Annotated in this window: 24 protein-coding genes and 11 pseudogenes; 12 read left to right on the top strand and 23 right to left on the bottom strand. The window is 73.9% G+C overall.

Annotated features, from left to right (window positions below; translation table 11 throughout):
- Nucleotides 1-4: 4 nt before the first annotated feature.
- From ACQ86J_RS24205 to gpmI, 4 genes and pseudogenes are all read right to left on the bottom strand, one after another.
- Nucleotides 5-544, bottom strand: a complete 540-nt coding sequence (locus ACQ86J_RS24205; protein WP_431267537.1) for a S41 family peptidase — start codon at nt 542-544, stop codon at nt 5-7.
- An 86-nt stretch (nt 545-630) separates the two neighbouring features.
- Nucleotides 631-900, bottom strand: a complete 270-nt coding sequence (locus ACQ86J_RS24210) for a murein hydrolase activator EnvC family protein (protein ID WP_431272512.1) — start codon at nt 898-900, stop codon at nt 631-633.
- On the bottom strand, nt 788-1,927 hold the full coding sequence (locus tag ACQ86J_RS24215; RefSeq protein ID WP_431272743.1) for a hypothetical protein: 1,140 nt from the start codon (nt 1,925-1,927) through the stop codon (nt 788-790). Before ACQ86J_RS24215 ends, ACQ86J_RS24210 begins: the two co-directional genes overlap by 113 nt.
- Nucleotides 1,928-1,958: 31 nt before the next feature.
- Nucleotides 1,959-3,496: pseudogene (gpmI, locus tag ACQ86J_RS24220) on the bottom strand (2,3-bisphosphoglycerate-independent phosphoglycerate mutase).
- A 188-nt stretch (nt 3,497-3,684) separates the two neighbouring features.
- Between gpmI and ACQ86J_RS24225 the strand changes: the two are divergent.
- Nucleotides 3,685-4,260, top strand: coding sequence for a pyridoxamine 5'-phosphate oxidase family protein (locus ACQ86J_RS24225; protein ID WP_431267538.1), 576 nt, complete (start codon nt 3,685-3,687; stop codon nt 4,258-4,260).
- A 219-nt stretch (nt 4,261-4,479) separates the two neighbouring features.
- Here ACQ86J_RS24225 and ACQ86J_RS24230 read toward each other — a convergent pair.
- The 9 genes and pseudogenes from ACQ86J_RS24230 to ACQ86J_RS24270 all read right to left on the bottom strand — a co-directional run.
- A pseudogene (locus ACQ86J_RS24230) lies at nt 4,480-4,980 on the bottom strand (ketopantoate reductase C-terminal domain-containing protein); the annotation flags it as partial.
- A gap of 43 nt (nt 4,981-5,023) precedes the next feature.
- Nucleotides 5,024-5,215 (bottom strand): annotated as a pseudogene (locus ACQ86J_RS24235) (ketopantoate reductase family protein); the annotation flags it as partial.
- Nucleotide 5,216: 1 nt separating this feature from the next.
- Nucleotides 5,217-5,420 (bottom strand): ketopantoate reductase family protein, encoded by a 204-nt coding sequence (locus ACQ86J_RS24240; protein WP_431267539.1) that lies wholly within the window; start codon nt 5,418-5,420, stop codon nt 5,217-5,219.
- Nucleotides 5,421-5,463: 43 nt separating this feature from the next.
- Nucleotides 5,464-5,895 (bottom strand): hypothetical protein, encoded by a 432-nt coding sequence (locus ACQ86J_RS24245; protein WP_431267540.1) that lies wholly within the window; start codon nt 5,893-5,895, stop codon nt 5,464-5,466.
- A 10-nt stretch (nt 5,896-5,905) separates the two neighbouring features.
- Nucleotides 5,906-6,493 carry a DUF7168 domain-containing protein gene (locus ACQ86J_RS24250; RefSeq protein ID WP_431267541.1) on the bottom strand — a complete coding sequence of 196 codons (588 nt, stop codon included), beginning with the start codon at nt 6,491-6,493 and terminating at the stop codon, nt 5,906-5,908.
- Nucleotides 6,494-6,569: 76 nt separating this feature from the next.
- Nucleotides 6,570-6,803 (bottom strand): annotated as a pseudogene (locus tag ACQ86J_RS24255) (hypothetical protein); the annotation flags it as partial.
- A pseudogene (locus ACQ86J_RS24260) lies at nt 6,793-6,888 on the bottom strand (hypothetical protein); the annotation flags it as partial. The pseudogenes ACQ86J_RS24260 and ACQ86J_RS24255, both read right to left, overlap by 11 nt.
- 70 nt (nt 6,889-6,958) lie before the next feature.
- Nucleotides 6,959-7,723, bottom strand: a complete 765-nt coding sequence (locus tag ACQ86J_RS24265; protein ID WP_431272513.1) for a tripartite tricarboxylate transporter substrate-binding protein — start codon at nt 7,721-7,723, stop codon at nt 6,959-6,961.
- Between the two features lie 64 nt (nt 7,724-7,787).
- Nucleotides 7,788-8,135 carry a tripartite tricarboxylate transporter substrate-binding protein gene (locus tag ACQ86J_RS24270; protein ID WP_431267542.1) on the bottom strand — a complete coding sequence of 116 codons (348 nt, stop codon included), beginning with the start codon at nt 8,133-8,135 and terminating at the stop codon, nt 7,788-7,790.
- Between the two features lie 105 nt (nt 8,136-8,240).
- Between ACQ86J_RS24270 and ACQ86J_RS24275 the strand changes: the two genes are divergently transcribed.
- The 4 genes from ACQ86J_RS24275 (at nt 8,241) to ACQ86J_RS24290 (ending at nt 9,789) form a co-directional block, all read left to right on the top strand.
- A complete protein-coding gene (locus ACQ86J_RS24275; protein WP_431267543.1) occupies nt 8,241-8,372 on the top strand; it encodes a VOC family protein in 132 nt (43 codons plus the stop codon).
- Nucleotides 8,369-8,623, top strand: a complete 255-nt coding sequence (locus tag ACQ86J_RS24280) for a VOC family protein (protein ID WP_431267544.1) — start codon at nt 8,369-8,371, stop codon at nt 8,621-8,623. The genes ACQ86J_RS24275 and ACQ86J_RS24280 overlap by 4 nt, the downstream gene beginning before the upstream one ends.
- Before the next feature lie 29 nt (nt 8,624-8,652).
- The gene (locus ACQ86J_RS24285; protein WP_431267545.1) at nt 8,653-8,988 is read left to right on the top strand and encodes a YdhR family protein; all 336 of its coding nucleotides are present in this window, start codon (nt 8,653-8,655) and stop codon (nt 8,986-8,988) included.
- Nucleotides 8,989-9,162: 174 nt separating this feature from the next.
- Nucleotides 9,163-9,789, top strand: coding sequence for a calcium-binding protein (locus ACQ86J_RS24290; RefSeq protein WP_431267546.1), 627 nt, complete (start codon nt 9,163-9,165; stop codon nt 9,787-9,789).
- Here ACQ86J_RS24290 and ACQ86J_RS24295 read toward each other — a convergent pair.
- From ACQ86J_RS24295 to cysQ, 6 genes and pseudogenes are all read right to left on the bottom strand, one after another.
- Nucleotides 9,672-10,748 (bottom strand): NAD(P)-dependent oxidoreductase, encoded by a 1,077-nt coding sequence (locus tag ACQ86J_RS24295; protein WP_431267547.1) that lies wholly within the window; start codon nt 10,746-10,748, stop codon nt 9,672-9,674. The genes ACQ86J_RS24290 and ACQ86J_RS24295 overlap by 118 nt on opposite strands.
- A 28-nt stretch (nt 10,749-10,776) precedes the next feature.
- Nucleotides 10,777-12,000 (bottom strand): ABC transporter substrate-binding protein, encoded by a 1,224-nt coding sequence (locus ACQ86J_RS24300; protein ID WP_431267548.1) that lies wholly within the window; start codon nt 11,998-12,000, stop codon nt 10,777-10,779.
- Nucleotides 12,001-12,052: 52 nt separating this feature from the next.
- A complete protein-coding gene (locus tag ACQ86J_RS24305) occupies nt 12,053-12,709 on the bottom strand; it encodes a hypothetical protein (protein ID WP_431267549.1) in 657 nt (218 codons plus the stop codon).
- A gap of 74 nt (nt 12,710-12,783) precedes the next feature.
- Nucleotides 12,784-13,266, bottom strand: a pseudogene (locus tag ACQ86J_RS24310) (acyltransferase family protein); the annotation flags it as partial.
- Between the two features lie 69 nt (nt 13,267-13,335).
- Nucleotides 13,336-14,310 (bottom strand): L-threonylcarbamoyladenylate synthase, encoded by a 975-nt coding sequence (locus ACQ86J_RS24315; RefSeq protein ID WP_431267550.1) that lies wholly within the window; start codon nt 14,308-14,310, stop codon nt 13,336-13,338.
- The gene (gene cysQ, locus ACQ86J_RS24320) at nt 14,307-15,074 is read right to left on the bottom strand and encodes a 3'(2'),5'-bisphosphate nucleotidase CysQ (RefSeq protein ID WP_431267551.1); all 768 of its coding nucleotides are present in this window, start codon (nt 15,072-15,074) and stop codon (nt 14,307-14,309) included. Before cysQ ends, ACQ86J_RS24315 begins: the two co-directional genes overlap by 4 nt.
- A 112-nt stretch (nt 15,075-15,186) precedes the next feature.
- On the opposite strand from cysQ, the gene ACQ86J_RS24325 reads away from it, so the two are divergent.
- The 3 genes and pseudogenes from ACQ86J_RS24325 to ACQ86J_RS24335 all read left to right on the top strand — a co-directional run bounded on the left by ACQ86J_RS24325 (nt 15,187) and on the right by ACQ86J_RS24335 (nt 17,772).
- Nucleotides 15,187-16,689 (top strand): leucyl aminopeptidase, encoded by a 1,503-nt coding sequence (locus tag ACQ86J_RS24325; protein ID WP_431267552.1) that lies wholly within the window; start codon nt 15,187-15,189, stop codon nt 16,687-16,689.
- A gap of 97 nt (nt 16,690-16,786) precedes the next feature.
- Nucleotides 16,787-17,281 (top strand): ankyrin repeat domain-containing protein, encoded by a 495-nt coding sequence (locus tag ACQ86J_RS24330; protein WP_431267553.1) that lies wholly within the window; start codon nt 16,787-16,789, stop codon nt 17,279-17,281.
- A gap of 31 nt (nt 17,282-17,312) precedes the next feature.
- Nucleotides 17,313-17,772: pseudogene (locus ACQ86J_RS24335) on the top strand (DNA polymerase III subunit chi).
- Nucleotides 17,773-18,089: 317 nt separating this feature from the next.
- Here the strand turns inward: ACQ86J_RS24335 and ACQ86J_RS24340 are convergent.
- The 4 genes and pseudogenes from ACQ86J_RS24340 to ACQ86J_RS24355 all read right to left on the bottom strand — a co-directional run bounded on the left by ACQ86J_RS24340 (nt 18,090) and on the right by ACQ86J_RS24355 (nt 20,126).
- Nucleotides 18,090-18,737 (bottom strand): tripartite tricarboxylate transporter substrate-binding protein, encoded by a 648-nt coding sequence (locus ACQ86J_RS24340; RefSeq protein WP_431272514.1) that lies wholly within the window; start codon nt 18,735-18,737, stop codon nt 18,090-18,092.
- A 16-nt stretch (nt 18,738-18,753) separates the two neighbouring features.
- A pseudogene (locus tag ACQ86J_RS24345) lies at nt 18,754-19,230 on the bottom strand (Bug family tripartite tricarboxylate transporter substrate binding protein); the annotation flags it as partial.
- On the bottom strand, nt 19,227-19,448 hold the full coding sequence (locus ACQ86J_RS24350) for a hypothetical protein (protein ID WP_431267554.1): 222 nt from the start codon (nt 19,446-19,448) through the stop codon (nt 19,227-19,229). The gene ACQ86J_RS24350 and the pseudogene ACQ86J_RS24345, both read right to left, overlap by 4 nt.
- A gap of 234 nt (nt 19,449-19,682) precedes the next feature.
- Nucleotides 19,683-20,126 carry a nucleoside deaminase gene (locus ACQ86J_RS24355; protein ID WP_431267555.1) on the bottom strand — a complete coding sequence of 148 codons (444 nt, stop codon included), beginning with the start codon at nt 20,124-20,126 and terminating at the stop codon, nt 19,683-19,685.
- A 110-nt stretch (nt 20,127-20,236) separates the two neighbouring features.
- Between ACQ86J_RS24355 and ACQ86J_RS24360 the strand changes: the two are divergent.
- The 4 genes and pseudogenes from ACQ86J_RS24360 (at nt 20,237) to ACQ86J_RS24375 (ending at nt 23,462) form a co-directional block, all read left to right on the top strand.
- Nucleotides 20,237-20,891: pseudogene (locus ACQ86J_RS24360) on the top strand (gamma-glutamyl-gamma-aminobutyrate hydrolase family protein).
- Nucleotides 20,884-21,727, top strand: a pseudogene (locus ACQ86J_RS24365) (pseudouridine synthase). The pseudogenes ACQ86J_RS24360 and ACQ86J_RS24365 overlap by 8 nt, the downstream one beginning before the upstream one ends.
- A gap of 43 nt (nt 21,728-21,770) precedes the next feature.
- Nucleotides 21,771-22,327 (top strand): annotated as a pseudogene (rsmD, locus tag ACQ86J_RS24370) (16S rRNA (guanine(966)-N(2))-methyltransferase RsmD).
- Nucleotides 22,328-22,409: 82 nt separating this feature from the next.
- Complete coding sequence (locus tag ACQ86J_RS24375) at nt 22,410-23,462, top strand: hypothetical protein (protein ID WP_431267556.1); 1,053 nt, start codon at nt 22,410-22,412, stop codon at nt 23,460-23,462.
- Nucleotides 23,463-24,124: the final 662 nt, after the last annotated feature.

Here is a 24,124-nt window from a genome sequence, read left to right on the forward strand (position 1 = left end):
CGGGTCAGGAGAGCTCGATCGGCCGGTCGGCGCCCTCGCGCCGGATGGTGATCTTGATGGCGGTGCCGCGCTCGCCGCGCATCTGCTCGACCGCCTCCTGCAGGGTCAGGCCCTGCACGGAGTTGCCGTTGAGGTTGGTGATCAGGTCGCCCGCCTTGACGCCGGCCCGGGCGGCCGGGGTGTCGTCGATCGGCGAGATCACCTTGATGTAGCCGTTCTCCTGCGTCACCTCGATGCCGAGGCCGCCGAACTCGCCGCGGGTCTGCACCTGCATGTCGCGGTAGGAGCGCTGGTTCAGGTAGGAGCTGTGCGGGTCGAGCCCGGTGAGCATGCCGTTGATGGCGTTCTCGACCGCGTCGCGGTCGTTGATCGGCTCGACATATTCGGCGCGGACGCGCTCGAACACGTCGCCGAACAGGTTGAGCAGGCGATAAGCGTCCGCCCGGCCACCATCCTGGGCCCAGGCCGCCACCATGGGGCCGACCACGACCCCGGCCATGAAGGCCCCGGCCACCGCCGCCACCGTCCGAACCCTGCGCTTCATGCGGCCAACCCATTCCCTGCGTTTCGGCCATGCTGGCCGCGAGATACCTATCCGACCGCGAACCTTACCGGTTCATACCCTCCGCCTTACCCTTTGGCGGTAAACCAATCCCGTGGATCCACCGGCTGCCCGTTGCGGCGCAACTCCAGGTAGAGTGGAGCCCTGCCGCCCTTCTCCGCGGCACCAAGCTGCCCGACCGGCTCCTCGGCCAGCACGCGCTGCCCCGGGGAGGCATCCAGCCGATCAAGCCCGGCCAGCACGAAATGGTAGCCGTCGCCGCAATCCACAATCAACAACAGCCCATAGCTTCTGAAGGATGAACCGAACACGACTTTGCCGCCACAGGGGCTGACCACCCGGGCGCCGGGCAGGGCCGAGACGGTCATTCCCCGTGCCGCGCCGCCTTCCCCGGCGGCGCCGAAGGCCCGCGTGACCTGACCGGCGGCCGGCATCGGCCGGGCGCCGCGCGGCGTGGGGGGATCCGGCGGGGCGGGGTGGGCAACGGCATCCTGGACCCGCTCCGGCGGCCGTTCCGGGGCGCGGCCGCGGCGGGCCTCGCGCGCCGCCTCCCTGGCACGGGCCTTCGCCTCGGCCGCCTCGCGCGCCTTCTCCGCCGCTTCGCGGCGGGCTTCCTCCCGCCGCAGCCGGGCGAGCGCGCCTTCCAGGTCGCCGGCCCGGGCGGCGCTCTCCTCGGCGCGGCGGGCCGCCTCGGCCTCGGCATCGCGGGCGCCGGCGCGGCGGCGGCGGGCCTCGGCCAGGTCCTCCTCCAGCGCCTCGGCCGCGGTGCGGGCGGCGGCCTCGGGCGCCGCGCAGCGCGGCGGCCTCGGTCGTGGCGGTCGCGGCGCGGCGGGCCGCCTCGGCGCCGGAGGCGCGCAGGCCGGCGGCCTCGGCGGCCATCTCCCGCGACATGCCCTGCAGCACCAGCAGGCCGCGCAGCGCGTCCTCGGCCTCGCCCGGCACCGCCAGCAGCGATTCCGCCGGCCAGAGCGCGAGGCGGAGCATCACCGGGATGGCCGGGGCCAGGGCGGCGGCACGGCGCTGGAGCACGGCCTGGGCATGGCCGGCGGCGGCGGCGGCGGCGCGGGCGCGCTCCTCGGCCTCGGCGACCCGCTGCTCGGCGGCCTGGGCGCGGCGGGCGCCCTCGACCCGGCGCTCGGCCAGGCGGCGCTCCTCGGCAGCGGCGGCGGCGGCGGCCCGGGTGGCGGCCTCGGCCGCCTCGCGCTCCGCGGCGGCGGCGCGCTGGGCCTCGTGCAGGGCCTGGGGGGTGGGCTGGGCCAGGGCGGGGCAGGCGAGAAGGAGGCCCAGCGCCGCCGCCAGGGAAGGCATCACCGGGCGGGCGCGGTGCCGCCCCGGCATGGCATCGAGGCGGCTCCGCCGCGGCATCGTCCGAACGCGGCTCCGCCGCGGGGCCGGGTCAGGCGACAAGCGCCTTCCCGGTCATCGCCGCCGGCTGCGGCAGGCCCATCAGCTTCAGCAGGGTCGGCGCCACGTCGGCCAGCTTGCCTTCGTGCAGCACCGCCCCGGCCGGGCCGCCCATCAGGAAGACGGGGACCGGGTTGGTGGTATGGGCGGTGTGCGGCCCGCCCGTGATGGGGTCGCGCATCATCTCGCAATTGCCGTGGTCCGCGGTGACCAGCAGGGCGCCGCCCTGCGCCTTCACCGCCGTGGCGATGCGGCCGAGCCCGGCATCCACCGTCTCCACCGCCTTGATGGCCGCGGCCAGCACGCCGGTATGGCCGACCATGTCGGGGTTGGCGAAGTTCAGCACGATCAGGTCGTACTTGCCGGACTCGATGGCGGCGACGGCCTTGTCCGGTCAGCCGGGGGCCGACATCTCCGGCTGCAGGTCGTAGGTCGCCACCTTGGGGGAGGGGACCATGATGCGGTCCTCCCCGTCATAGGGCCGCTCCTCGCCGCCGTTCAGGAAATAGGTGACGTGCGGGTACTTCTCGGTCTCGGCCATCCGCAGCTGGGTCTTCCCGGCGCGGGCGACGACCTCGCCGAGGATGTCCTTCAGCTGGTTCGGCGGGAAGAGCGTGCCGAGGAAGGCGTCGAGGTCGGTGGAATACTGGGTCAGCCGGCGGCGCCGGCGAAGCGGACCACCTTGCTGCGCGCGAAGCCCTGGAAGGCGGGGTCGAGCAGCGCGGCCAGGATCTCCCGGACGCGGTCGGCGCGGAAGTTGAAGCAGAGGATGCCGTCGCCGTCCCGCATGCCCTGGTAGTCGCCGATGACGGTGGCGGGGACGAACTCGTCGGTGACGTCCTTGGCATGCGCGGCCGCGACCGCCGCGACCGGGTCGGCGGCCCGCGCGCCCTTGGCCGAGACCATGACGTCATAGGCCTGGGAGACGCGCTCCCAGCGGTTGTCGCGGTCCATCGCGTAGTAGCGGCCGCAGACGGTGGCGATGCGGATGCCGCCCGCCCTGCCATGCATGTCGCCCAGGTCGGCCAGCAGGGTGCGCAGGTAGTCCGGCGCGGCGCGCGGCGGGGTGTCGCGGCCATCGGTGAAGAGGTGCAGCGCCACCGGCACGCCCTCTGCCGTCACCGCCTTCGCCAGCGCCGCGGCATGCTTCTGGTGGCTGTGCACGCCGCCGGGCGAGAGCAGGCCCATCAGGTGGCAGGTGCCGCCCGAGGCCTTCAGCTTGCGGACGAGCTCCGCCGGCGCCGGCAGCGTGCCGATCGAGCCGTCCGCCACCGCCGCATCGATCCGCGGCAGGTCCTGCATCACCACCCGGCCGGCGCCGAGGTTCAGGTGGCCGACCTCGGAACTGCCCATCTGGCCGTCGGGCAGGCCGACCTCATGCCCCGAGGTGTGCAGGAAGGCGCGCGGGCCGGCTTGCCACAGCGCGTCGAAACTCGGGGTGCGGGCCTGGCGCACGGCATTGTCCGCCGGGTCCTCGCGCCAGCCCCAGCCGTCCAGGATGACGAGCATGACGGGGCGCGGCTGCGGCATGGGAGGTCTCCTCGGCTGGCCCTGGGCGTGAATCGCCGGCTCGACGATGCCCCGACCGGTGCTCGGGCCGGCACCGGTCGAGCTCCCGGCCTTACTGCCGTCCTCCGGTGGGGGCAAGCGCCGGCTGGAACCGCCCCGCCGCCCGGTCGTTGGGGCCGCGACCCACCCACGGACAGGAGAGCGAGACGATGCCCGAGACCCGCAGCGATGCCGAGGCCAAGCGCAAGGTCTGGGAGATGATCAAGGATATCGACATCGCCATGATGGTGACGCAGGACGACCAGGGCCGCTTCCGCGGCCGTCCCATGCGCTCCGTCAACAAGGAATTCGACGGCGTGCTGTGGTTCTTCGCCACCGCCGGCAGCCCGGTGACAGGCGAAGCCAACAACGACGGCCGCGTGCTGCTGGCCTATTCCGACCCCTCCTCGCAGAACTACGTCTCGATCTCCGGCAGCGCCGAGACGATCAAGGATGCGGCGAAGCAGAAGGCGCTGTGGTCCGAGCCGCTGCGGGTCTGGTTCCCGGCCGGGCCGGAAGACCCGAAGATCGCGCTGATCCGGGTGGAGTGCGAGGGCGCGGAATACTGGGACAGCCCGTCCAGCACGCTGGTGCATGCCTATGGCTACCTGAAGGCGGTGACGACCGGCGAGCCGCCGCATCCCGGTGCGAACGACAAGGTGGACTTCACCAAGAAGGCGGGGGTGAGGGAAGGTTGGGGAGGGAAACGGGTATTCCCTCCCCAAGCCCCACCCTTCCCTTTGTGAAGTCGGTGCCGCCACGCGGTGGATACCGGACCCAGAAAAATAGATGAGGGGGCACAGGGGAGAATACCTTCTCCCCCGTTCTTCCCTCAGGCGTTGATCCCGGTGACGTTCTCCGCCCGCGCCGCGATCTCGCCACGCTCGACCCGCTTCACCATCGCGGGTCAGCGCGGCGTTGGCGGGGGCCACGAGCCCGGCCTTGGCGCCTTCCGCCACGACGAAGCCATTGATCTGGTCGATCTCGGTCTGCCGCCCCTTCATCATGTCCTGGCCCATGGAGGGCCGCTGCTTCGCGCTGCGCTGGCCGGCGGCGAGCGTCGCCAGGATGGTGCCTTCCGCCTTGTCGAGCGCCGCGGCATCGCCGGCGCCGGCGGCGGCCAGTACCTCCGGCGCGATCTTCTGGATCGGCTCCAGCGCATAGCCGAGCGCCTGGCCTGATCCGCACCGCCTCGGCGCCGAGCCGGATGGAGAAGCGGCGGATGCGGTCGTCGCGGTCGCACTCGTTGCCCGACAGGCCGGTGGCGGCGCTGACCCCGTTGCGCATGACGTTGACGCAGAGCTTCGATCCAGCGCTCGCCCCAGGAGATTGGTCGTGGCCTGGACGCTGTCGATGGCGGCGATCATGTCGCGGATCATCTCGACGCGGGCGGTGATGCGGCCATGCGGCTCGCCGACCGCATAGACCACGCGCTGGGTGCCGCCGAGCGGCACGGTGGCGCGCATGACCTCGCCGGGGGCCACCAAGCTCGCCGGAATAGGTGCCGGCGATGACGCCGACGGTGCGGCCCCAGCCGACCACCGCGGCGATGGCGGGCTCGTTGATGCAGTTCTGCAGGCTGGCGACGAAGCCGCCCGGCGCTAGGTGCGGCGCGATGACCTGCGTCGCCCAGGTGGTGTCGTAGGACTTCACCGAGACGAAGGCGATGTCGATGGGCGGCTGCTTCGAGAGCGACTGCACGTCAGAACAGGTGCAGCGCCGGGACCTGGACGGTGACGTTCTGGCTCTCCTCGATGCCGGTAAGCTTCAGGCCCTGCGCGCGGATCGCCTCGACATGCGCCGGCCAGGCGTCGATCAGCGTGACGTCATGGCCCAGCCGGGCGAGATGGCCGCCGAGATAGCCGCCGACCGCGCCGGCCCCGACGAAGGCGATCCTGGGACGCATCGATGTTTCCTCCGCATTTCGGGCGCAGGGTAGCGGCGGCCGGCTAGGCCAGGAAGGCCGGCCGGGCCGCGGGATCGAGGGATCCCGGCGGCGCGGAGGAGGCGACCAGCGCCGCCTCCGGCATCCGCGCATGCCGTACCAGCAGCTGCAGGTACATCCCGACGAAACGCGGCCCGTGGCCGTCGCTGCCGCCCTCCGCCGTGCTGGTCAGGCAATGCGCCAACTCGTGCAGCAGGACCCAGGTGGGAAGCTCCGGAGGCGCCTCGATCGCCAGCCGCGTCGCCCGCGCCACGGTGGTGCGGGCCTGGCGGGGCAGCGGGCGCACGCGCGGCGGGAAGCGCAGCCCCTCGGCCGCCCAGACATGGTCGACCAGGGCCTGCAACTGCGCGAAGGGGACGCGGGAGGCATCGCGCGGCCCGACCTCGGCATCCTCCCAGGCATAGAGCCGCCGCGCCGCGGCGTCGTCCCGGCTCATGCCCTGCGCCTCATCCCCGGGGCAGTTTCCCGGCCGATGGCCCGGCCCCCACCGGCCGTTCCAGCCCGACCCGCCCGCCGGCCGCCTGGCCGCGGCCATAGGCGCCGCGGTCGCGCACCGTGGCGGTGGAGTAGACCGTCTTCAGCCGGACGCCGAGGCCGCGGAAGCCTTCCTCGACCTTCCTCTCCTTGGCGAGGACCAGGGCGGTCGAGGCTTTCGCCCGGGACGGTGCCGCGGCCTCGCGCCGCGCCTCGGCCGCCGCGGCGCGGGCCTCGATCATCGCCTCCAGCCGCTTGCCGAGCCGGTCGGCGAAGCCGTAGCGGAAGCTGCGGAGGCGGGTCTGCGGCGTCGCCTTGCTGCGGAGGTAGTCGGGCGTGGCGCGGTAGCGGCCTTCCTCATGGGCCAGCGCGCCTTCCGCGACGCGCAGCAGGTATTCCGCCATCTGCACGTCGGGCTCGGGTCCGAACAGGACGAAATCGGCCCGGCCATCGGTCCAGCCGCGGCATTCCGTGAAGCGCAGCAGCGCCTGGGTAGAGCCAGCGCAGCGCCAGGCGCTGCGGCCCGGGGACGGTGACGCGGCGCTGGATGCAGGCCTCATCGCGCAGCTCCACTTCGGACATCGACAGGCCATAGACTTCGAGCAGCTCGCCGACCTTGGCGGCGGCGGCGAGCGCCTCGGCCTCGGAGCAGCCGCGCTCCACGGTGCGGGCGGCCAGGGCCCGGATGCGGCCCTTCACCTTGGCGAGGTTCGGTCTGCTGGTCCATGGGACGAGAGGTGCCCGGGCGGCAGCGGCGCGGCGTCGAGGGGGCCGCCCGGGCCTGCCGAGGGACTTCGGCCATGGGGATGCCGGATGGCGTGCCGAAGCGGCCCTCGGGCGGGGCGGTTTCGGCATAGCCGGCGGCGGCATAGAAGCGGCGCGCGGTCGCGGTGCCGTGCAGGGTGCAGCGGTCGAGCCCGGCCTGTCGTGCGCGTGCCTCGATGGCTGCCAGCAGGGCGCGGCTGACGCCCCCGGAAGCGGGCCTCGGGCGCCACGTAGTTCAGCGTGGACCTCGCCCGCCGCGGTCATGGCCGCGACCCCGAGCACCCGGCCGGCGGCCTCGGCCTAGCAGCAGCGTGTTGCCCGGCGCGTCGATCCAGGCCGCGACGTTCATCGGCGTCTTGTTGGCCAGCCAGGCGGCGAGCACCGCCGGGTCGCCGCCGTGGTCCGCGGTGCAGGAGTTCCGCGATGGACCGCCGCAGCACGTCGCAGGCGGCGGCGGCATCGGCCGGCGTGGCGTCGCGGATCCGCATCAGTCGAGCGAGACGCCCGCCGCCTGGACCACCGGACGCCAGAGCGCGATCTCGGCGTCCCAGAACCGCTCCAGCGTGCGCGGCATCCGACCCCACGGGGTCGATGCCGTTCTCGACCAGTCTCGCCGCCACCGCTTCGCCGCGCACGGCGCCCTGCAGCCCTGCCGCAAGCGGCGCCGCCGCGGTGCCGGCCGGGGCGAAGCCGGCGAACCAGTTGAGGATGCGGAAACCGGCGAGGCCGGCCTCCATCGCGGTCGGGACGTCCGGCAGCAGCGCGCTCCGCGCTTCCCCGGTCACCGCCAGGCCGCGCAGGGCGCCGGCGCGGACATGGCCGTGCAGGGAGGCGATGCCCTCCACCAGGAAGTCCACATTGCCGGCGATCAGGTCCAGCACCACCAGGGCGGCGCCGCGATAGGGGACGTGCTCGGCCTTTCCGCCGGCGCGCATCGCCAGCATATGCGCCGAGAGGTGGTTGATCGAGCCGGGCCCGGCCGAGCCATAGGTCAGCGGCTTCGGGCCGTCGCGCAGCAGGGCCAGGAATCCGCCAGCGTCCGCGCCGGCACATGCGGGCCGACCACCAGCAGCATCGGCATGGTGCCGATCAGGGACAGCGCGCGCGAAGGCGCGGCGGATGTCGAAGCGCAGCTTCGGGTGCAGCGCCGGCGGCCAGGGCCGCGGTGGTGACGGTGAAGAAGCCGATCGTGTTGCCGTCGGGGGCGGCGGTCGCCACCGCCTCGGCGCCGATCAGCGTGCCGCCGCCGCCGCGGTTCTCGATCACCACGGGGCGGGAGAGCGCCTCGGCCAGGGCGGGGACCACCAGCCGGGCGGCAATGTCGGTGGCGCCGCCGGGGGCGAAGGGGACGACCATGCGGAGCGGCGTGCCTTGGGCATGCGCCGCGAGGGGCAGGGCGGCACCGGCCAGCAAGGCGCGGCGGGCGATGGGCGGCATGGCGTTTCCCCGGGTCTCGTTGCCCGGATGCTCCCCGGCCCGGCGCCCCTGTCCAGCCGGAGGCCATCCGGCCTAGGCTCGGGCAAGGACGGACGGAGGAACCCCATGGCCCGCTACGGCTTCGACCACATCCACCTGCGCAGCCCGGACCTCGAGGCGACCGCCGCCTGGTTCCAGGACAAGCTCGGCGCCGAGATCGCCCGCCGCGTCGAGGGCGATGCGCCCGGATCGACATGAAGCTCGGCGGGCTCGACCTCTTCATCTCGGCCTCCGACAGCCGCGTCGCGGCGCCGCCCACCTCTCCCTACAACGGCATCGACCATTTCGGCCTGGCGGTGCAGGGGCTGGACGCGGCGGTGGCCGAGCTCAAGGCCAAGGGCGTGAGGTTCACCATGGAGCCGAAGCAGGCCCGGCCCGGCGTGCGGATCTGCTTCATCGAGGGGCCGCAGAACATCTCGATCGAGCTGCTGGAGCGGACGCCGGCCTGAGGCGTTTTCCCGAGGCGGAGGGCCCCAGCATGCAGCACATCGTCCAGATCAACTACCGCCGGCCGGAGATGCCGAAGGCCGAGTGGGAGGCACGCTACACCGACGACCGGGCGAAGCCCTTCCTCGAGGTGCCGGGCCTGCTCTGGAAGATCTGGCTGGACGGCGACGCGGAGCGGCTGGCGGGCGGCATCTACCTCTTTGCCGACCGCGCCTCGGCCGAGGCCTATGCGGCCGGGCCGATCGTCGCCCGCATGAAGGCCAACCCGGACATCACCGAGCTCTCGGTGCGGGTCTTCGCGGTGCGGCGGCGGATGAGCGAGATCACGCGGGCGCCGATCGACTTCGGGCAGTTGGCGGCCGAATAGATCCGGCGGATCGACCGGCGGCACGGCCAGCGACGAAGTCTCGAGCCGGAGAGAAGAATATCCGCCCAGGTTCTTCCATTATATTATTTGATTCTAATCAAAGATGACCAGATGCCTTTTCATCCATTCATGTCGCGCGGGGAAAAAGCCCCGCGGGACATGGAGGAAACAAGGATGGCCATCTTCCTGGGCACGGATATCCGCGATGTCCTCACGGGGACGGACGAACGCGACCAGATCCTGACCTTTGGCGGTGACGACGAAGTCTATGGCCTGGGAGGCGACGACCTCATCCGCCTCGGCGACGGCACTGATGCCGCCAGTGGCGGGCCGGGCAACGACCTCATCTTCGGCGAGGCCGGCAACGACAAGCTGCGGGGCGACGAGGGGAACGACCGGATCTATGGCGGCGAGGGCAGCGACGGCATCATCGGCGGCGCGGGCGCCGATACGCTCTCGGGTGGCTCTGACAGCGATGTCTTCATCTTCGCGCCGGGTGACAGCGGCACGGATGCGGCGACCCGCGACCTGATCAGCGATTTCCAGGCGGGGCCGGAGAAATCGCCGATCGACGTCATGAACCTGCAGGGCTTCCGGGTCCTGGACGTGGCGGACGGGCGTCTCGAGTTCATCGGCACGGCCCCGTTCGGCGGCGGTGACTTCAAGGGCGGGCTGCAGGTCCGCTATGACGTTGAAGGCAACGAGACGATCGTCCGGATCGGCTTCAATACCGGCCAGCTCGTGGCGGAGATCGAACTGCACGGCCGGTACGACCTGCACGCGAGCGACTTCTTGCTCTGACGCGGCGTGCGGCGGAGTCCTGTCGGCGCCGCCACTGGACTGCGCCGAGAGGAGGGCCGGGGTAGGCTTCCCCGGCTTCGCCTCAGCCCTCGTTCCGCCGGCTGGCGGCTGATCTCCACATCCGCCCAGCCCTCGGTGATCCGCGCCAGCTCGGTCACGTCGCCCTTGCCCTGGCCGCCCGACATCGCCAACCCGTACAGCATCTGCGCCGCCCGGCTGGTCGGCATCACCAGGCCCAGCGCCTCGGCCTCCTGCAAGGCCAGCCGCATGTCCCTGGCCATCAGCTCCATCCGGAAGCCGAAGTCGAAGCGCCGGGTCAGCACCGGGCCGGCGGCGAACCTCTCCGTCGGGAAGCTTCGGCCGGAGGACTTGTTGATGACGTTCACCATCAGCTCGGGGTCCAGCCCGGCCTTGGCACCCATCGCCAGCGCCTCGCAGGCCGCGGCCCAGGTGGTCGCCGCCAGCAGGTTGTTCACCAGCTTCAGGGTCTGGCCAAGCCCGACCTTCTCCCCCACCAGCACGGTGTTGGACCCTATCGCCTCCAGCACCGCCCGCACGCGCTCGAAGGCCGTCCGGTCGCCCGCCGCCATGACCGAGAGCGTGCCCGCCTCCGCCCCGGCGACGCCGCCCGAGACCGGCGCGTCGAGCGCCGCGACGCCGCGTGCGGCAAGGCCTTCCGCGACCTGCACCGCCACCTGCGCGCCGGTGGTGGAGAGGTCGACATAGACCCGCATGGCGCCGCCCTCGACCAGCCCCTGCGGGCCGAGCGCCACGGCCCGCACCACGTCCGGCGTCGGCAGGCTGACCAGCACGACCGCCGCCTCGGCGGCGACGGCGGCGGGGCTGGTGCGTCCCTCCGCCCCTTTCGAGACCGCGGCCGCGACGGCGGCCATGCTCACGTCGTGCACCAGCACCCGGTGCCCGGCGCCGAGCAGCCGCCGGACCATCGGCGCCCCCATGGCGCCGAGGCCGACGAAGCCGAGGGGGTCACGGCTTCACCAGCGGGCAGGCCGCGTCCGGCGCCTTGAAGGCCTGCGCCGCCGGCACCGTCGCCAGCACCTTGTAGAGGTCCCAAGGGCCTTTCGATTCCGCCGGCTTCTTCACCTCGACCAGGTAGAGGTCGTGCACGTGCCGCCCATCGGCGCGGACCACCCCGTTCCTGGTGAAGACGTCGTTCACCGGCAGCGCGCGCATCTTCGCCGCGACCGCCATCGCCTCGTCCGTGCCCGCGGCCTCGACCGCCTTCAGGTAGTGCCGCACCGCGCTGTAGATGCCGGCTTGGTACTGGCTCGGCACCGTGCCGCGGTTGCGCTCGGCGAAGCGGGCGGCGAAGGCGCGGGTCTCGTCGGACTGGTCCCAGTACCAGGCCTCCACCGTCACCACGCCCTGCGCGGTCTGCAGGCCGAGCGCCTTCACGTCGTTGACGTTGACGAACATGCCGACCAGCCGCTGGCCGCCCTTGGTCAGGCCGAATTCGCCCGCCTGCTTGATGGCGTTGATGGTGTCGGTGCCGGCATTGGCCAGCGCGACGACCTGCGCCTTGGACGCCTGCGCCTGCAGCAGGAAGGAGGAGAAGTCCGAGGTGTTGAGCGGATGCCGCGCATGGCCGAGCACCGTGCCGCCCTCGGCCTTCACCACGCCTTCCGAGCCGCGCTCGAGCGCGTAGCCGCCTTCGTAGTCGACTGTCAGGTAGTACCAGGACTTGCCGCCCTGCTGCATCACGGCGCGGGTGGTGCCGGAGGACAGCGCATAGCTGTCGGAGGTCCAGTGGAACCCGACCGGCGAGCATTGCCGGCCCGTGAGTTCCGTGGTCGAGGCCGAGCTGTTGATGATGATGCGGTTCCGCTCGCGGCCGACCTGCTGCACGGCCAGCGCGACGGAGCTGTTCGGCATGTCGATGATCATGTCGACGCGGTCGGTGTCGATCCAGCGCCGGGCGAGCGCGCCGCCGACATCCGGCTTGTTCTGGTGGTCGGCATTGACCACCTCGACCGGCTTGCCGAGCACCCTGCCGCCATGGTCCTCGATCGCCATGCGGGTGGCGAGGACGGAGCCGGGGCCGGCGAAATCGGCATAGGGGCCGGACAGGTCGGTCAGCACGCCGATGCGCACCACCTCGTCCGAGAGCTGCGCGGCGGCGAGATGCGGTGCGAGCATGAGCGCGAGCGCGGCGGCCGCGCCCCGAAGCCGGGGCGCCCTGGGCTTGGACATCGTTTCCTCCTGGACCGATGGCGCGTCGTTGCGCGCGCCTTCCGAGCCGAGCCTATACCCGGGACGGGGCGGCGCAAGCCGCCGCATCCGGCAGCGGCCGCGCCAGGGCCTCGCGCAGCCCGCGCGACCAGCGCATGGCGGCGGCATCCAGCGGCCGGAAGGCCAGGGCGAGCAGCAGCGAGGCGAGGCTGGCCACCGCCATGCCGCCGAGCCGCGCGCCATCCGCGCCGAGCACAGGTTCCAGCGCCAGGAAGGCCGCGGCGCCGGGCCCGAGGATCATCGGCCAGTGCACCAGGTAAAGCGGGAAGGACAGCCGGCCCAGCCAGCCGAGCCAGCGCGCCTCCAGCCGCCGCCGCAGCCCCGGTGCGGCGGCGACCGCGGCGAAGCCGAGCATGGTGCCGAGCGCCCGCGACAGGTCGGCCGGCGACAGCGCCGGCAGCCAGCCGCCGGGCGGGACGAGGCCGTCCGGCACCCCGCGCAGCGCCAGCCAGCTCAGCCCCGCCCCGGCCAGCCCGGCGGCGAGCGCCAGCCCGCCCTGCCCGCGCGCCGGCAGCAACGGGCCGAGCCGCGGCGCCGCCAGGCTGCCCAGCGCGCCGACCAGGAAGGCCGCGTATTCGCTGCGCCAGAGCAAGCCGAGCGCCAGCGCCGCCACCCAGCCCCAGGCGGCCGGCCAGCGCCGCCGCACCAGCAGGAGCAGCAGCACGAGCACCGAGCCGCGCAGCTCACCGCCATGGTCCAGAGCGGGCCGTTATAGGCGCTGGCGATGCCGGGCAGCGGCGGCAGGGCGGGGATGAAGCCGAGGAGGAGGCCCGGGCCCGCCTCCCACAGCAGGGAGGCGAACGAGCCGTCCCCGGTCCAGTTGCCGCCGAGCCAGGAGGCGCCGAGCCGCGCCGCGGCGGCAAGGTGCGCCTCTGGGAAGGCGTGGAAGGTGAGGAAGGCGAGCAGGCAGGCCAGCGCCCCGGGTAGGCCGAGCCGCAGCAGCCGTGCCGCCAGCGCCGCGCCGGGCGCGTCAAGCTGGCGCCTGAAGGCGCCCGCCAGCACCGCGCCGCTGAGCAGGAAGAACAGCGCGACCGCGCTCTCCCCGTCCCAGAGCAGGGCGAGCGGCGAGCGGGCCAGCCAGGTGGCGAGCCCAGCCGGGCCTTCCCCGGTCACCGCAGGCAGCCAGAAGGCGCCGAGCAGGTGCAGCAGGAAGACCTGCACCGCGGCGATGCCGCGCAGGGATCCGAGCCAGCCATGCCGCGGGGCGCTGGCGGTGGCAGGGAACATGGGGGATCCGTCCGCGGTGGGCCGCCAGGATGCCGTGAAGCGGCTACGGCCCTGTTAACCGGCCGGGCCTCAGCCGCGCGGCGCCGCGGCGCGTTCCAGCCGGTCGTTGATGGCGGCGCCGAGGCCGGTCTCCGGCACCGGCATCACCGCGATGCCGGTGCAGCCGCGCGCCGCGCCCTGGGCATCCAGCCAGCGGAGCCCGGCGAAGAGGCGGGACGCGGCCTCGGCCAGGTCGCCTGACGGGGAGAGGTTCCAGGCGACCGCGGCGCCGGGCAGGGCCGGGCCGAAGGCCAGCAGCGCCTCCTCCGGCGCGACCTGCGTCGCGGCCAGCCGCACCGGCAGGCCGGGCGCGTAGTGCGACAGCATCATCCCCGGCGAGCGCAGGCTCTGCGTCGCCGCTGCCGCGGTGATGGGCAGGGCGCGGCCGAGCCTGCCGAGCAGCGCCTCCAGCGCCTCGGCCGGCACGCCGCCCGGGCGCAGCAGCACCGCGCCCTTCCCGGTCAGGTCCAGCACGGTGCTCTCGACGCCCACCGGGCAGGGGCCGCCATCCAGCACCGCGGCAATGCGGCCGGAGAGCCCTTCCAGCACATGCGCCGCCGTGGTCGGGCTGACCGCGCCGGAACGGTTGGCCGAGGGCGCCGCCACCGGCCGGCCAACCTGGTGCAGCAGTTCGAGCGCGAGGGGATTGGCCGGCACCCGGACCGCCAGGGTGTCGAGCCCGGCCCCGGCCAGCAAATCCACCCGGCAGGCCGTGCGGCGCGGCAGCACCAGGGTCAGCGGGCCGGGCCAGAAGGCCGCCGCCACCGCCCGCGCCCGGTCATCGGCGCGGACATCGGCGAAGGCCGCCTCGGCGGAGGGATAGTGGCAGATCAGCGGGTTGAAATGCGGCCGGCCCTTGGCGGCGAAGATGCCGGCGACGGCCTTCCCATCCGTCGCGTCGCCGCCGAGCCCGTAGACCGTCTCCGTCGGGAAGCCGACCAGCCCGCCCTGCCGCAGCAGGGCGGCGGCGCGGGCGACGTCGCCGGGGCCGAGCTGCTCGGTCACGCGCCGGGCCCGCCATGGCAGACGAAATCCGGGTTGCGCCAGCCCGGCTTGCCGTAGCGCAGCGGGCTGCCGTCCACCTGGGTCACGCTGCCGCCGGCGGCCTCGACCAGCGCCTGGCCGGCGGCGGTGTCCCATTCCATCGTCCCGCCGAAGCGCGGATAGAGGTCTGCCACGCCTTCCGCCACCCGGCAGAATCTCAGCGCGGAGGAGACCGGGCGGCGTTCGGCGATCGGCCGGCCCGCGAGGAAGGGCAGCATGCGCGGGTCGTCGGCATAGGTGCGGCTGGCCAGCACGGTCAGCCCCTCGGGCGGCACCGCGCGGACCCGGACCGGGCGCCGCGGCGCGGCGTCCTCCTTCCATGCGCCATGGCCGAGCAATCCCCCGAAGACCTCGCCGGTCGCCGGCAGGGCGATGGCGCCGAGGATGGCGCGGCCCGCCTCCACCAGGCCGATGCAGACGGCGTACTCGCTCCGCCCCTTGGCGAAGTCGCGGGTGCCGTCGAGCGGATCGACCAGCCAGAAGCGCGGCGCCGCGGCGGTGACGATGCCGGCCGCGACCTCCTCCTCCGCCACCACCGGCCAGGCGGGCGTCGCCGCCCGCAGCGCCTCGACGATCAGCGCCTCGGCGACGCGGTCGGCCTCGGTGACCGGGCTCTCGTCGGTCTTGCGCTCCACTGCGAAGCCGGCGCGCTTCACCGCCTCGATGGCGAATGCGGCGCGGCGGGCGAGGCCGGCGGCGAGGTCGAGCAGTCCAGGATCGGTCATGCCCCGGTGTAGCAGGGCGGGGCGCGCGGCAGAACCGGGGCGGCCCGCTGGCGGTACGGCCGGCCGGTGCTATCCTCGGCCCGCGCTCGCCAACAAGGGACAACCTCCGCCCATGCTCGACATCGCCTTCGTGAAGCCTGCCCTGCCGCGCCATGGCGCGCTGGTGCTGCCGCTGGCCGAGGAGGCGGCGCTGGTGGGCCTCGCCCAGGCGATCGACGCGGCCGCGGGCGGCGCCGTCGCCCGGGCGCTGGCCGCCGCCGGCTTCAAGGGCCGCAAGGGCCAGACCTGCACCATCTGGGCCCCGGCGCCCGAGGGCGGCGCGGCCAAGCTGATCGCCATCGGCCTCGGCAAGGCCGGGGAGCTGACCGCGGACGGCCTGGAAGCCGCCGGCGGCGCCGCCCTGGCGCAGGTCAGCGCCGAGCGGGAGGCGACCGTCGCCGCCGAGGGCCTGGCCCCGGCCCAGGCCGCGGCCTTCGCGCTCGGCCTGCTGCTGAAGAGCTACCGCTTCGACCGCTACCGCACGGCGGAGAAGGAGGAGGACAAGCCGAAGCTCGAGCGCGTCGCCTTCGCCACCGATGCCGCGCCCGCCGCCAAGGCGGCCTGGGCGCCGATGCGGGCCGTCGCCGACGGCGTCTTCCTGGCCCGCGACCTGGTCTCCGAGCCGCCGAACATCCTGCACCCGGAGGAGATGGCCGAGCGCTGCAAGGAACTCGAGAAGCTCGGCGTGGATGTCGAGGTGCTCGGGCCGAAGGAGATGCGGAAGCTCGGCATGGGCGCGCTGCTCGGCGTCGCCCAGGGCTCCACCCGGGAGCCGCGCCTCGTGGTGATGCAGTGGAACGGCGCCGGCGGGCCGAAGGGCAAGAAGGCCTCCGGCAAGCCGGTCGCCTTCATCGGCAAGGGCGTGACCTTCGACACCGGCGGCATCTCGATCAAGCCGGCCGGCGGGATGGAGGACATGAAGTGGGACATGGCCGGCGCCGGCGCGGTCGTGGGCCTGATGGCGGCGCTTGCCGGCCGCCGCGCCAAGGTCGATGCGGTCGGGCTGGTGGGCCTGGTGGAGAACATGCCATCCGGCAACGCGCAGCGGCCGGGGGACGTGGTGAAGACCGCGGCCGGGCTGACCGTCGAGGTGATCAACACCGATGCCGAGGGCCGGCTGGTCCTGGCCGACGTCATCCACTACTGCCAGGACCGGTTCGAGCCGCGCTTCATGGTGGACCTCGCCACCCTGACCGGGGCGATCATCGTCGCGCTGGGCCACGAGCATGCCGGCATGTTCAGCAACGACGACACGCTCGCGCAGCAGGTCGCCGCGGCCGGCAAGGCGGTGGGCGAGGCCTGCTGGCGGATGCCGCTTGGCGATGCCTATGACAAGCAGATCAAGTCCGACATCGCCGACATGAAGAATGTCGGCGGGCGGCCAGGCGGGTCGATCACCGCGGCGCAGTTCATCCAGCGCTTCGTCGACACCAAGGCCGGGCCGATGCCCTGGGTCCATCTCGACATCGCCGGCACGGCCTGGAGCGCGAAGGACCTGCCGACGGCGCCGAAGGGCGCCACCGCCTTCGGCGTGCGGCTGCTCGACCGGCTGGTGGCGGACCACTACGAGGGCTGAGCGCCTCCCGGTCACGGCGAACGAGCCCCGCGGCAACACGCGCCGCCGCCCGGCGTTGACCTTCCGGCACGGAAGGTGACGCATGGCGGCTGCGGGAATGGACGAGGAGAGGCTGGCCTTCGCGCGGCGGGTCTTCCAGGCGGCGCGGGACGGCGATGCGCCGGGACTGGCCGCGGTGCTGGAGCATGGCGTGCCGCCGAACCTGCGGAACGAGAAGGGCGACAGCCTGCTGATGCTGGCCGCCTATCACGGCCATGCCGCGGCGGTCGCGGCGCTGCTGGCGGGCGGGGCCGATCCCGACCTCGCCAACGACCGCGGCCAGACGCCGCTGGCCGCCGCCGCCTTCCGCGGCGATGTCGCGATCACCCGCCTGCTGCTGGAGCACGGCGCCAAGGTGGACGGGCGCGGCGAGGGCGGCCGGACCGCCCTGATGGTCGCCGCCATGTTCGACCGCACCGGGATCGTCGAGCTGCTGCTGGCCAGCGGCGCCGACCCCGCCCTGCAGGATGGTGCCGGACATACCGCCGCCGCGGCGGCGGCGTGGATGGGCGCGGCCGGGACGGCCGCGCAATTGGCGGCGGCTACGCACTGACGTCCCGCGCGTGCTAAGCGGGGGCACGCGCATGACCGAGATCGCCTTCTACCACCTGACCCGGCACGCCGCTCGATCAGGCGCTGCCCAGGCTGCTCGGCCGGGTGCTGGCCGGCGGCGGCCGCGCCTTCGTGCTCTGCGGCTCGGAGGAGCGGGTGGCGGCGCTGGATGCGGCGCTCTGGCTCTCGACCGACCCCGACCGGCTGCCGCATGGCAGCAAGGCGGCCGGCCATGCGCCGCAGCAGCCGGTCTGGCTTTCGGCCGAGGATGCGCCGGAGGCGGGCGCACCGAATGGCGCCCGCTTCCTGGTGCTGCTGGATGGGGCGGAAAGCGCCCGGCTGGCCGCCTTCGACCGGGTGCTGGATCTCTTCGACGGCGGCGACGAGGCGGCGGTGGCGGCGGCGCGGCGGCGCTGGGCGGCGGCCAAGGCGGCGGGACACGCGCTGTCCTACTGGCAGCAGGGCCAGCGCGGCTGGGAGAAGAAGGCGTGAGGCCAGGCTGGCCCGAGGCTTGCTGGGATCCTGCCGCCCCGGGGAGCCCCGCCATGATCCCGTGTCGCCGCCGCCGCCGCCATCGCCTGCCGCCCCTGCCGGTGCCGGACTTGCCGCCGCCGCGCATCGGCCACAATGGCGGCCCGCCGCTCGACCCGGATGAGACCGGGCGGCTGCATCTCTGGCGCCGGCCAGCAAGCGCGCCTGGACGGTCCCGCGCGAGGTGGCGCTGAGCCGCCTGGCCAGGGCGGAGAAGCTTGGGATGAGCTACCGGGAGTACACGCTCGAGATCCTCGAGCGCGGAAAGTATTTGTAGGTCAGGGAAGGAGAAAGTATTCCCTCCCCGAACCCTTCCCTTCTTTTTGTGAGTCGGCTGCGCCGCGCGGCGAGTGCGAGACTCTCAGAAATAGAAGAGGGGGTCCGGGGGAGAATACTTTCTCCCCGGCCTTCCCTCGCTTACCCTCGATCCGGATCCCCGTCAGCTCCACCAGTGCCCGCCACCGCGCCACCTCCGCCCGCTGGAAGGCGGCGATCCCGCCGCCGGCAGCGGCGCCGGGGTGAAGCCGAGCCCGGCCAGCTTCGCCGCCATCTCCGCCTCCGCCAGGATGCGCGGCAGCGCCGCCGAGAGCCGGGCGACGACCGGCTCCGGCGTCCGCGCCGGGGCCCAGAGGCCGAACCAGGCGTCGACGGCCATGTACGGCGCGCCGGCCTCGGCGGAAGGTCGGGACATCCGGCAGTTCCGCCAGCCGGGCCGAAGCGCCGATGCCAAGGCAGCGCAGCCGCCCGTCCCGCACCAGCGCCACCACCTGCGGCCAGGTGGAGACGAAGAAGTCGACCGTGCCGGCGATGGTGTCGGTCACCGCCTGGGCGCCTCCCCGGTAGGGCACATGCGTCGCCTCCAGCCCCTCCCGCCGGACGAAGCTCGGCGATGACATGGCTGGCCGAGCCGACGCCGGAGGAGGCATAGGTCAGCCGGCCGCCCTTCCCGCGCGCCGCCAGCTCCGCCAGCGTTCGGGCGGGGGAGCTGGCCGGCACCACCAGCGCATGGTGCACCTCGGCCAGCCTTCCGATCGGGGCGAAGTCCTCGACCGGGCGATAGGGCAGGTCGCGCACCATCGCCGCATTCGCCGCATGGGTCTGGTTGTTGCCGAGCGCGAGGGTATAGCCGTCCGGCGCCGCCTGGGCCGCCGCCAGGGTGCCGACCACCGCGGCGCCGCCTGGGCGGTTCTCCACCACGAAACTCGCGCCGGGAATCGCGACCGCCAGCCGCTCGGCCAGGGTGCGCGCCAGCACATCGGTGCTGCCGCCCGGCGGGTAGGCCAGGAGTATGCGAACCGGCCGGCTCGGCCAGGCCTCCGGCACCTTCGCCGGGGTCTGCGCCCGCGCAATCCCGGGGAGGATGAGGGAGGCGGCGAGCAGCCGGCGGCGGGCGGTCATGGATGCAGGATCCTCGGTCATTGCGGAGCGCGACGACGGGCTTCTAGGCCCAGCAGGGGCAGGACGTCGCCTGCAGCGGGACGATGCTGCGCCGCAGCAATCACCGCCATGTGATTCAAGCCCTTGGCGGAAAAGGCTCCCTGGTAACATTCGGTATTGTTTCTGCCGCGATTACGCCACGGCAGTTGTGCGATACTCACGCTGCAACCGGGGATACCGCGCATGTCGATCGGCGACATGCCCCTTTCGGGACGAGCAGGAGGTGAGCTGCACTGGAAAAGCGCGCCGATCCCTGGTCCGACTTCCTGCGCCGGCTGCTGCTGTCCGCCAGCCTGGCCGGTACCGCGATTGCCGCCACGGCGGCGGCCGAGGAGCCGGAACAGCCCCCGGCCGAGGTCGCCGAGGCCGAGCAGCCGCCACCGCCGCTCACCGGGGTCGAGGAGCGCGGCAGCCCGGCTGACCGCCGCGCAGCCTCAGCGCCGCGCCGCGAAGAAGCGCGCAGCAGCGAAGCGCAATCCGATCTCGCGCAGGCCGCCGACCACCTCCGGCGCGTGGTGGCAGGACGGCGCCGCATAGATCCGGGCGCCATGCTCCACCCCGCCGCCCTTAGGGTCATAGGCCCCGAAGGCCACCCGCCTGACCCGGAAGAAGCTCGCCGCCTGGGCGCACATCGGGCAGGGCTCAAGCGTCACCGTCAGCGTGCAGTCGGCCAGGTAACCTTGGCCGCGCCCGGCCGCGGCGGCGCGCAACGCCAGCATCTCGGCATGGGCCGAAGGTCGTGGGCGCTGCCTCGACCTCGTTCCCCGCCCGGGCCAGCACCGCCCCGGCGGCATCGGTGATCGACCGCGCCGACCGGCACCTCCTCGCGCGGCGGCGGCGCGGGCCTCCGCCAGGGCAAGTTCGATGGGGGATGGCATCGCGCGACCTTGTACCGGCACGCCGATCAGGTCTAGCAACGCCGCCGCATGCGCACCCGCCCGTCATCGGCGTCACCCTGGATGCGGAGGAGCCCGGCGGCTACTCCAAGCTGCCCTGGTACGCCCTCCGCAAGAACTACTTCTCCGCCATCGCCGCCGCGGGCGGCCTGCCGGTGGCCCTGCCGCATGATGCCGCGCTTGCCGAGGCCTATCTCGACGAGATCGACGGGCTGGTCATCACCGGCGGCGCCTTCGACGTCGACCCGGCGCTCTATGGCGGCGGCGAGACCCACCCGACGGTCACGCTGAAGGCGGGCCGGACGGATTTCGAGCTCGCGGTGACCCGCGGCGCCTTGGCCGCGACATGCCGGTGCTCGGCATCTGCGGCGGCCAGCAGTTGCTGGCGGTGGCGCTCGGCGGCACGCTGATCCAGCACTCCCGGACACCGTGGCGAATGCGCTGGAGCACGAGCAGCCCAACCCGCGGACCGAGGCCCGGCCATCCCATCGCCATCGCGCCGGACACGCTGCTGGCCCGCGTCGTCGGCACCGACCGTATGGCGGTGAACAGCGCCCACCGCAGGCGGTCGCCACCCCCGGCCACGGCGCCGTGGTGAACGCCCTCGCCCCGGACGGGGTGGTGGAGGGGGTCGAATCCCGCAGCCACCGCTTCGCCCTCGGCGTCCAGTGGCACCCGGAATATGCCGTGGACCCCGCCGACCCGCTGATCTTCCAGGCCTTCGTCCAGGCCTGCCGGCATGGATGACCTCGACGACGACGACATTGTCGAGCAAGCCGGTTCAGAGCCGGCCGAGCGCGGCGAGCGCATCGCCAAGCCGGCTGGCCCGCGCCGGCGTCGCCAGCCGGCGCGACGCGGAGAAGCTGATCGCCGAGCGGCGGGTGAAGCTGGAGAACCGGGTGGTCGAGACCCCCGCCACCTTCATCCAGCCGGGCGACCTGGTGACGGTGGATGGCCGCGTGGTGGCGAATGCCCAGCGCAGCCGGCTGTTCCGCTACCACAAGCCGGTCGGGCTGGTGACCACCCACGAGGACGAGAAGGGCCGCCGCACGGTCTTCGAGGGCGCTGCCGCCCGGCCTGCCGCGCGCGCGTCTCGGTCGGCCGGCTCGACCTGAACTCCGAAGGCCTGCTGCTGCTGACCAACGACGGCGGGCTGGCGCGCCGGCTGGAACTGCCGGCCAATGGCGTCGGGCTCCGCCGCTACCGGGTGCGGGTCAACGGCTTCGTCGATGAGCGCCTGCTGGCCGGGCTCGCCCAGGGCATCACCGTCGAGGGCGTGCGCTACGGGCCGATCGAGGCCGGGCTCGACAGCCGGCAGGGCGCCAATGCCTGGCTGACGGTGGCGATCCACGAGGGCAAGAACCGCGGAGGTGCGCCGCGTCGTGCAGCACCTGAACCTCAACGTCTCCCGCCTCATCCGCACCGCCTATGGCCCCTTCCAGCTGGGATCGCTGACCCGCGGCAGCGTCGAGGAGGTCAATCCGAAGGTGCTGCGCGACCATCGGCCTCAAGACCGATACGCCGGCGCAGGAGCGGCTGCGCAAGGTGAAGGCCGAGGCGAGGGCCGACCGCGCCGCGGCTGAGCCGCCCGCCGAACCGCCCGGGCAGGATTAGGGCGGCCCGGCCTTGCGCATCATCGCCGGGCAGCATCGCGGCCGGCGCCTCGTCGCCCCCGCCGGCCAGGCCACCCGCCCGACCGCCGACCGGGTGCGGCAGGCGCTGTTCGACATGCTCTGGCACGCCCCCTGGGCGGGCGCGGGGCGGATCGAGGGCGCCCGGGTGCTGGACGCCTTCGCCGGTACCGGCGCGCTCGGCCTCGAAGCCCTCTCGCGCGGCGCCGCCGGCGGACGTTCCTCGAGACCGACCGCGCCGCGCTGGCGCGCGCTGCGGCCAACATCGCCGCCTGCCGGGAGGAGGCGCGCTGCCGCGTGCTGCCGGCCGATGCGACGAAGCCGCCCCGCGCCCAGGCGCCCTGCGACCTGGTCTTGCTCGACCCGCCCTACCGGGAGGAGCTGATGGAGGCGGCGCCGGCCGCGCTCTCGGCGGCCGGCTGGATCGCCCCGGGCGCCCCGGTCTGCGCCGAATACGGCGTGCCGCCGGGAGCCCTGCCGCCGGGCTTCACCCTGCTGGCGGACCGCGCGCATGGCCCGGCGCTGCTGCTGGTGCTGGAAGCCGCGGCGTGACCGCCGGCCTCGGCCGCGCCCTGGTCGCGCTGCCCTCCATGGGGCTGGGCGGGACGGAGAGGGCACACCGCCGCCCTGGCCGATGCGCTGGCCGCGGCCGGGGGTCGCGGTGACGGTGGCGCTGGAGCCGGCGCTCGATCCTGGCTTCGCCGCCATGCTCGGCCGGCCGAGCGCCGTGCGCCGGTTGCGGGCGCCGCTCGGCTGGCGGCCCGGAGCGGCCCTCGATGCCAATATGGACCGCCAGGAGGCGGCGCTGGCCGGGGCTCTGGCCGAGACGCGCCCCGACCTAGTCATCCTGCCGCTGCCCTGGCCGACCCATGGTCTCGGCCTGTTCCGCGGGCTGCCGGCGGCCGGGCCGCCGGCGCTGGTCATCCACCACCTGGCGCCGCGCGAGCCCGAGCCGCCGCTGCCAGGGGCGGCCCAGGCCGTCCTCGCCGCGCTGCCCGCGGCGCGCATCCACTGGGCCGCCGTCGCCGCCCTGGTCGCCGCCCGTGCCGCGGCGCTGCTCGGCCTGCCGGAGGCCGGCTTCACCGTGGTGCCGAACGGCGTCCCGGTGCCGCCGGAGGACCCGGCCGGCCGCGCCGCCGCCCGGGAGCGGCAGCGCCGCCGGCTCGGCCTGCCGCCCGCGGCGAAGCTGCTGGTCTTCGCCGGGCGGCTCGAGGATCGAAGGGTGCCGACCTGCTGCCGGAGATCGCCACCCGGCTGGAGGCGATGGCCGGCGCCACCCTCGCCGCGCTCGGCGAGGGCTCGCTGCGCGCAGCCCTGCTGGCCAGCCCGGCCGGCCGGCGCGGCGGGCCGCTGCGCCTGCCTGGCCATGTCCATGACGTGCCGGACTGGCTGCTGGCGGCGGATGCGCTGCTGCTGCCCTCCCGACCTCGAAGGCTGCCCGCTGGTCTTCCTGGAAGCGGCGGCGCGGTGCTGCCCGGTGATCGCCTCGGGCGATGCGCTGGAGGCCTTCGGGGTCGAGGCGCCACGCCTTGCCGCCATCGCACCGGCGGGCGGCGTCGCGCACTTGACGGATCATGCAGCCGTGAGGTTGAACGATCCGCATCCGCCCGGGCCGCCGTGGATGCGGCCTACCGGACCGCCGTCGCGCTGGATGAGGCCGCCATGCTCCGCCGCTATTTCAGCCTGATGCGGGTCGCCCTTGCCTGATTCCCTGCCGGTGGCCGGCACCCTTCCGCCCGCGGCGCAGCAGGATCCGGCGGCGGTGGCGATCGTCGTGGTGATCCCCGCCTGGCGCCAGCCGGGCTGCTGCCGGAAGCCCTGGCTTCGGTGCTGGCGCAGCAGGGCGCGCCGCCCGTCGCCGCGGTGGTGGTCGATGACGGCTGCCCCTCGCCCTCGACCGCCGCCGCGGCCCTGCAATACGCCGCGGCGCGGCCCGGCCGGGTCTTCCTGCTGCGGCAGCGCAACCGGGGCTCTCGGCCGCGCAGCACCGGCATCGGATCTGCGCTCGCCGCCTTCCCGGATGCCCCGGGCGGTCTTCTTCCTCGACGCCGACAACCGGCTGCTGCCGGGCTTCCTGGCCGCGAGGCCCGGGAGGCCCTGCGGGCCGCCCCGCCCGGGATCGGCTGGTTCTACCCGGATATCGACGAGTTCGGCGCGGCGCAGAACCGCGCCTGCGGCGGCGATTTCTCCCTGCTGCAGCTAATCGTGCAGAACTACCGCGAGGCCGGCAGCCTGGTGCGGCGGGAGGTCTTCGAGCGCGGCCTGCGCTTCGATACCGCCACCATGCGCGCCGGCTTCGAGGACTGGGACTTCCTGGCTGCAGGCCGCCCGGGCCGGCTTCCGCGGCCA

The organism is Dankookia sp. P2 (assembly GCF_050632255.1).
Classification (GTDB): domain Bacteria; phylum Pseudomonadota; class Alphaproteobacteria; order Acetobacterales; family Acetobacteraceae; genus Paracraurococcus.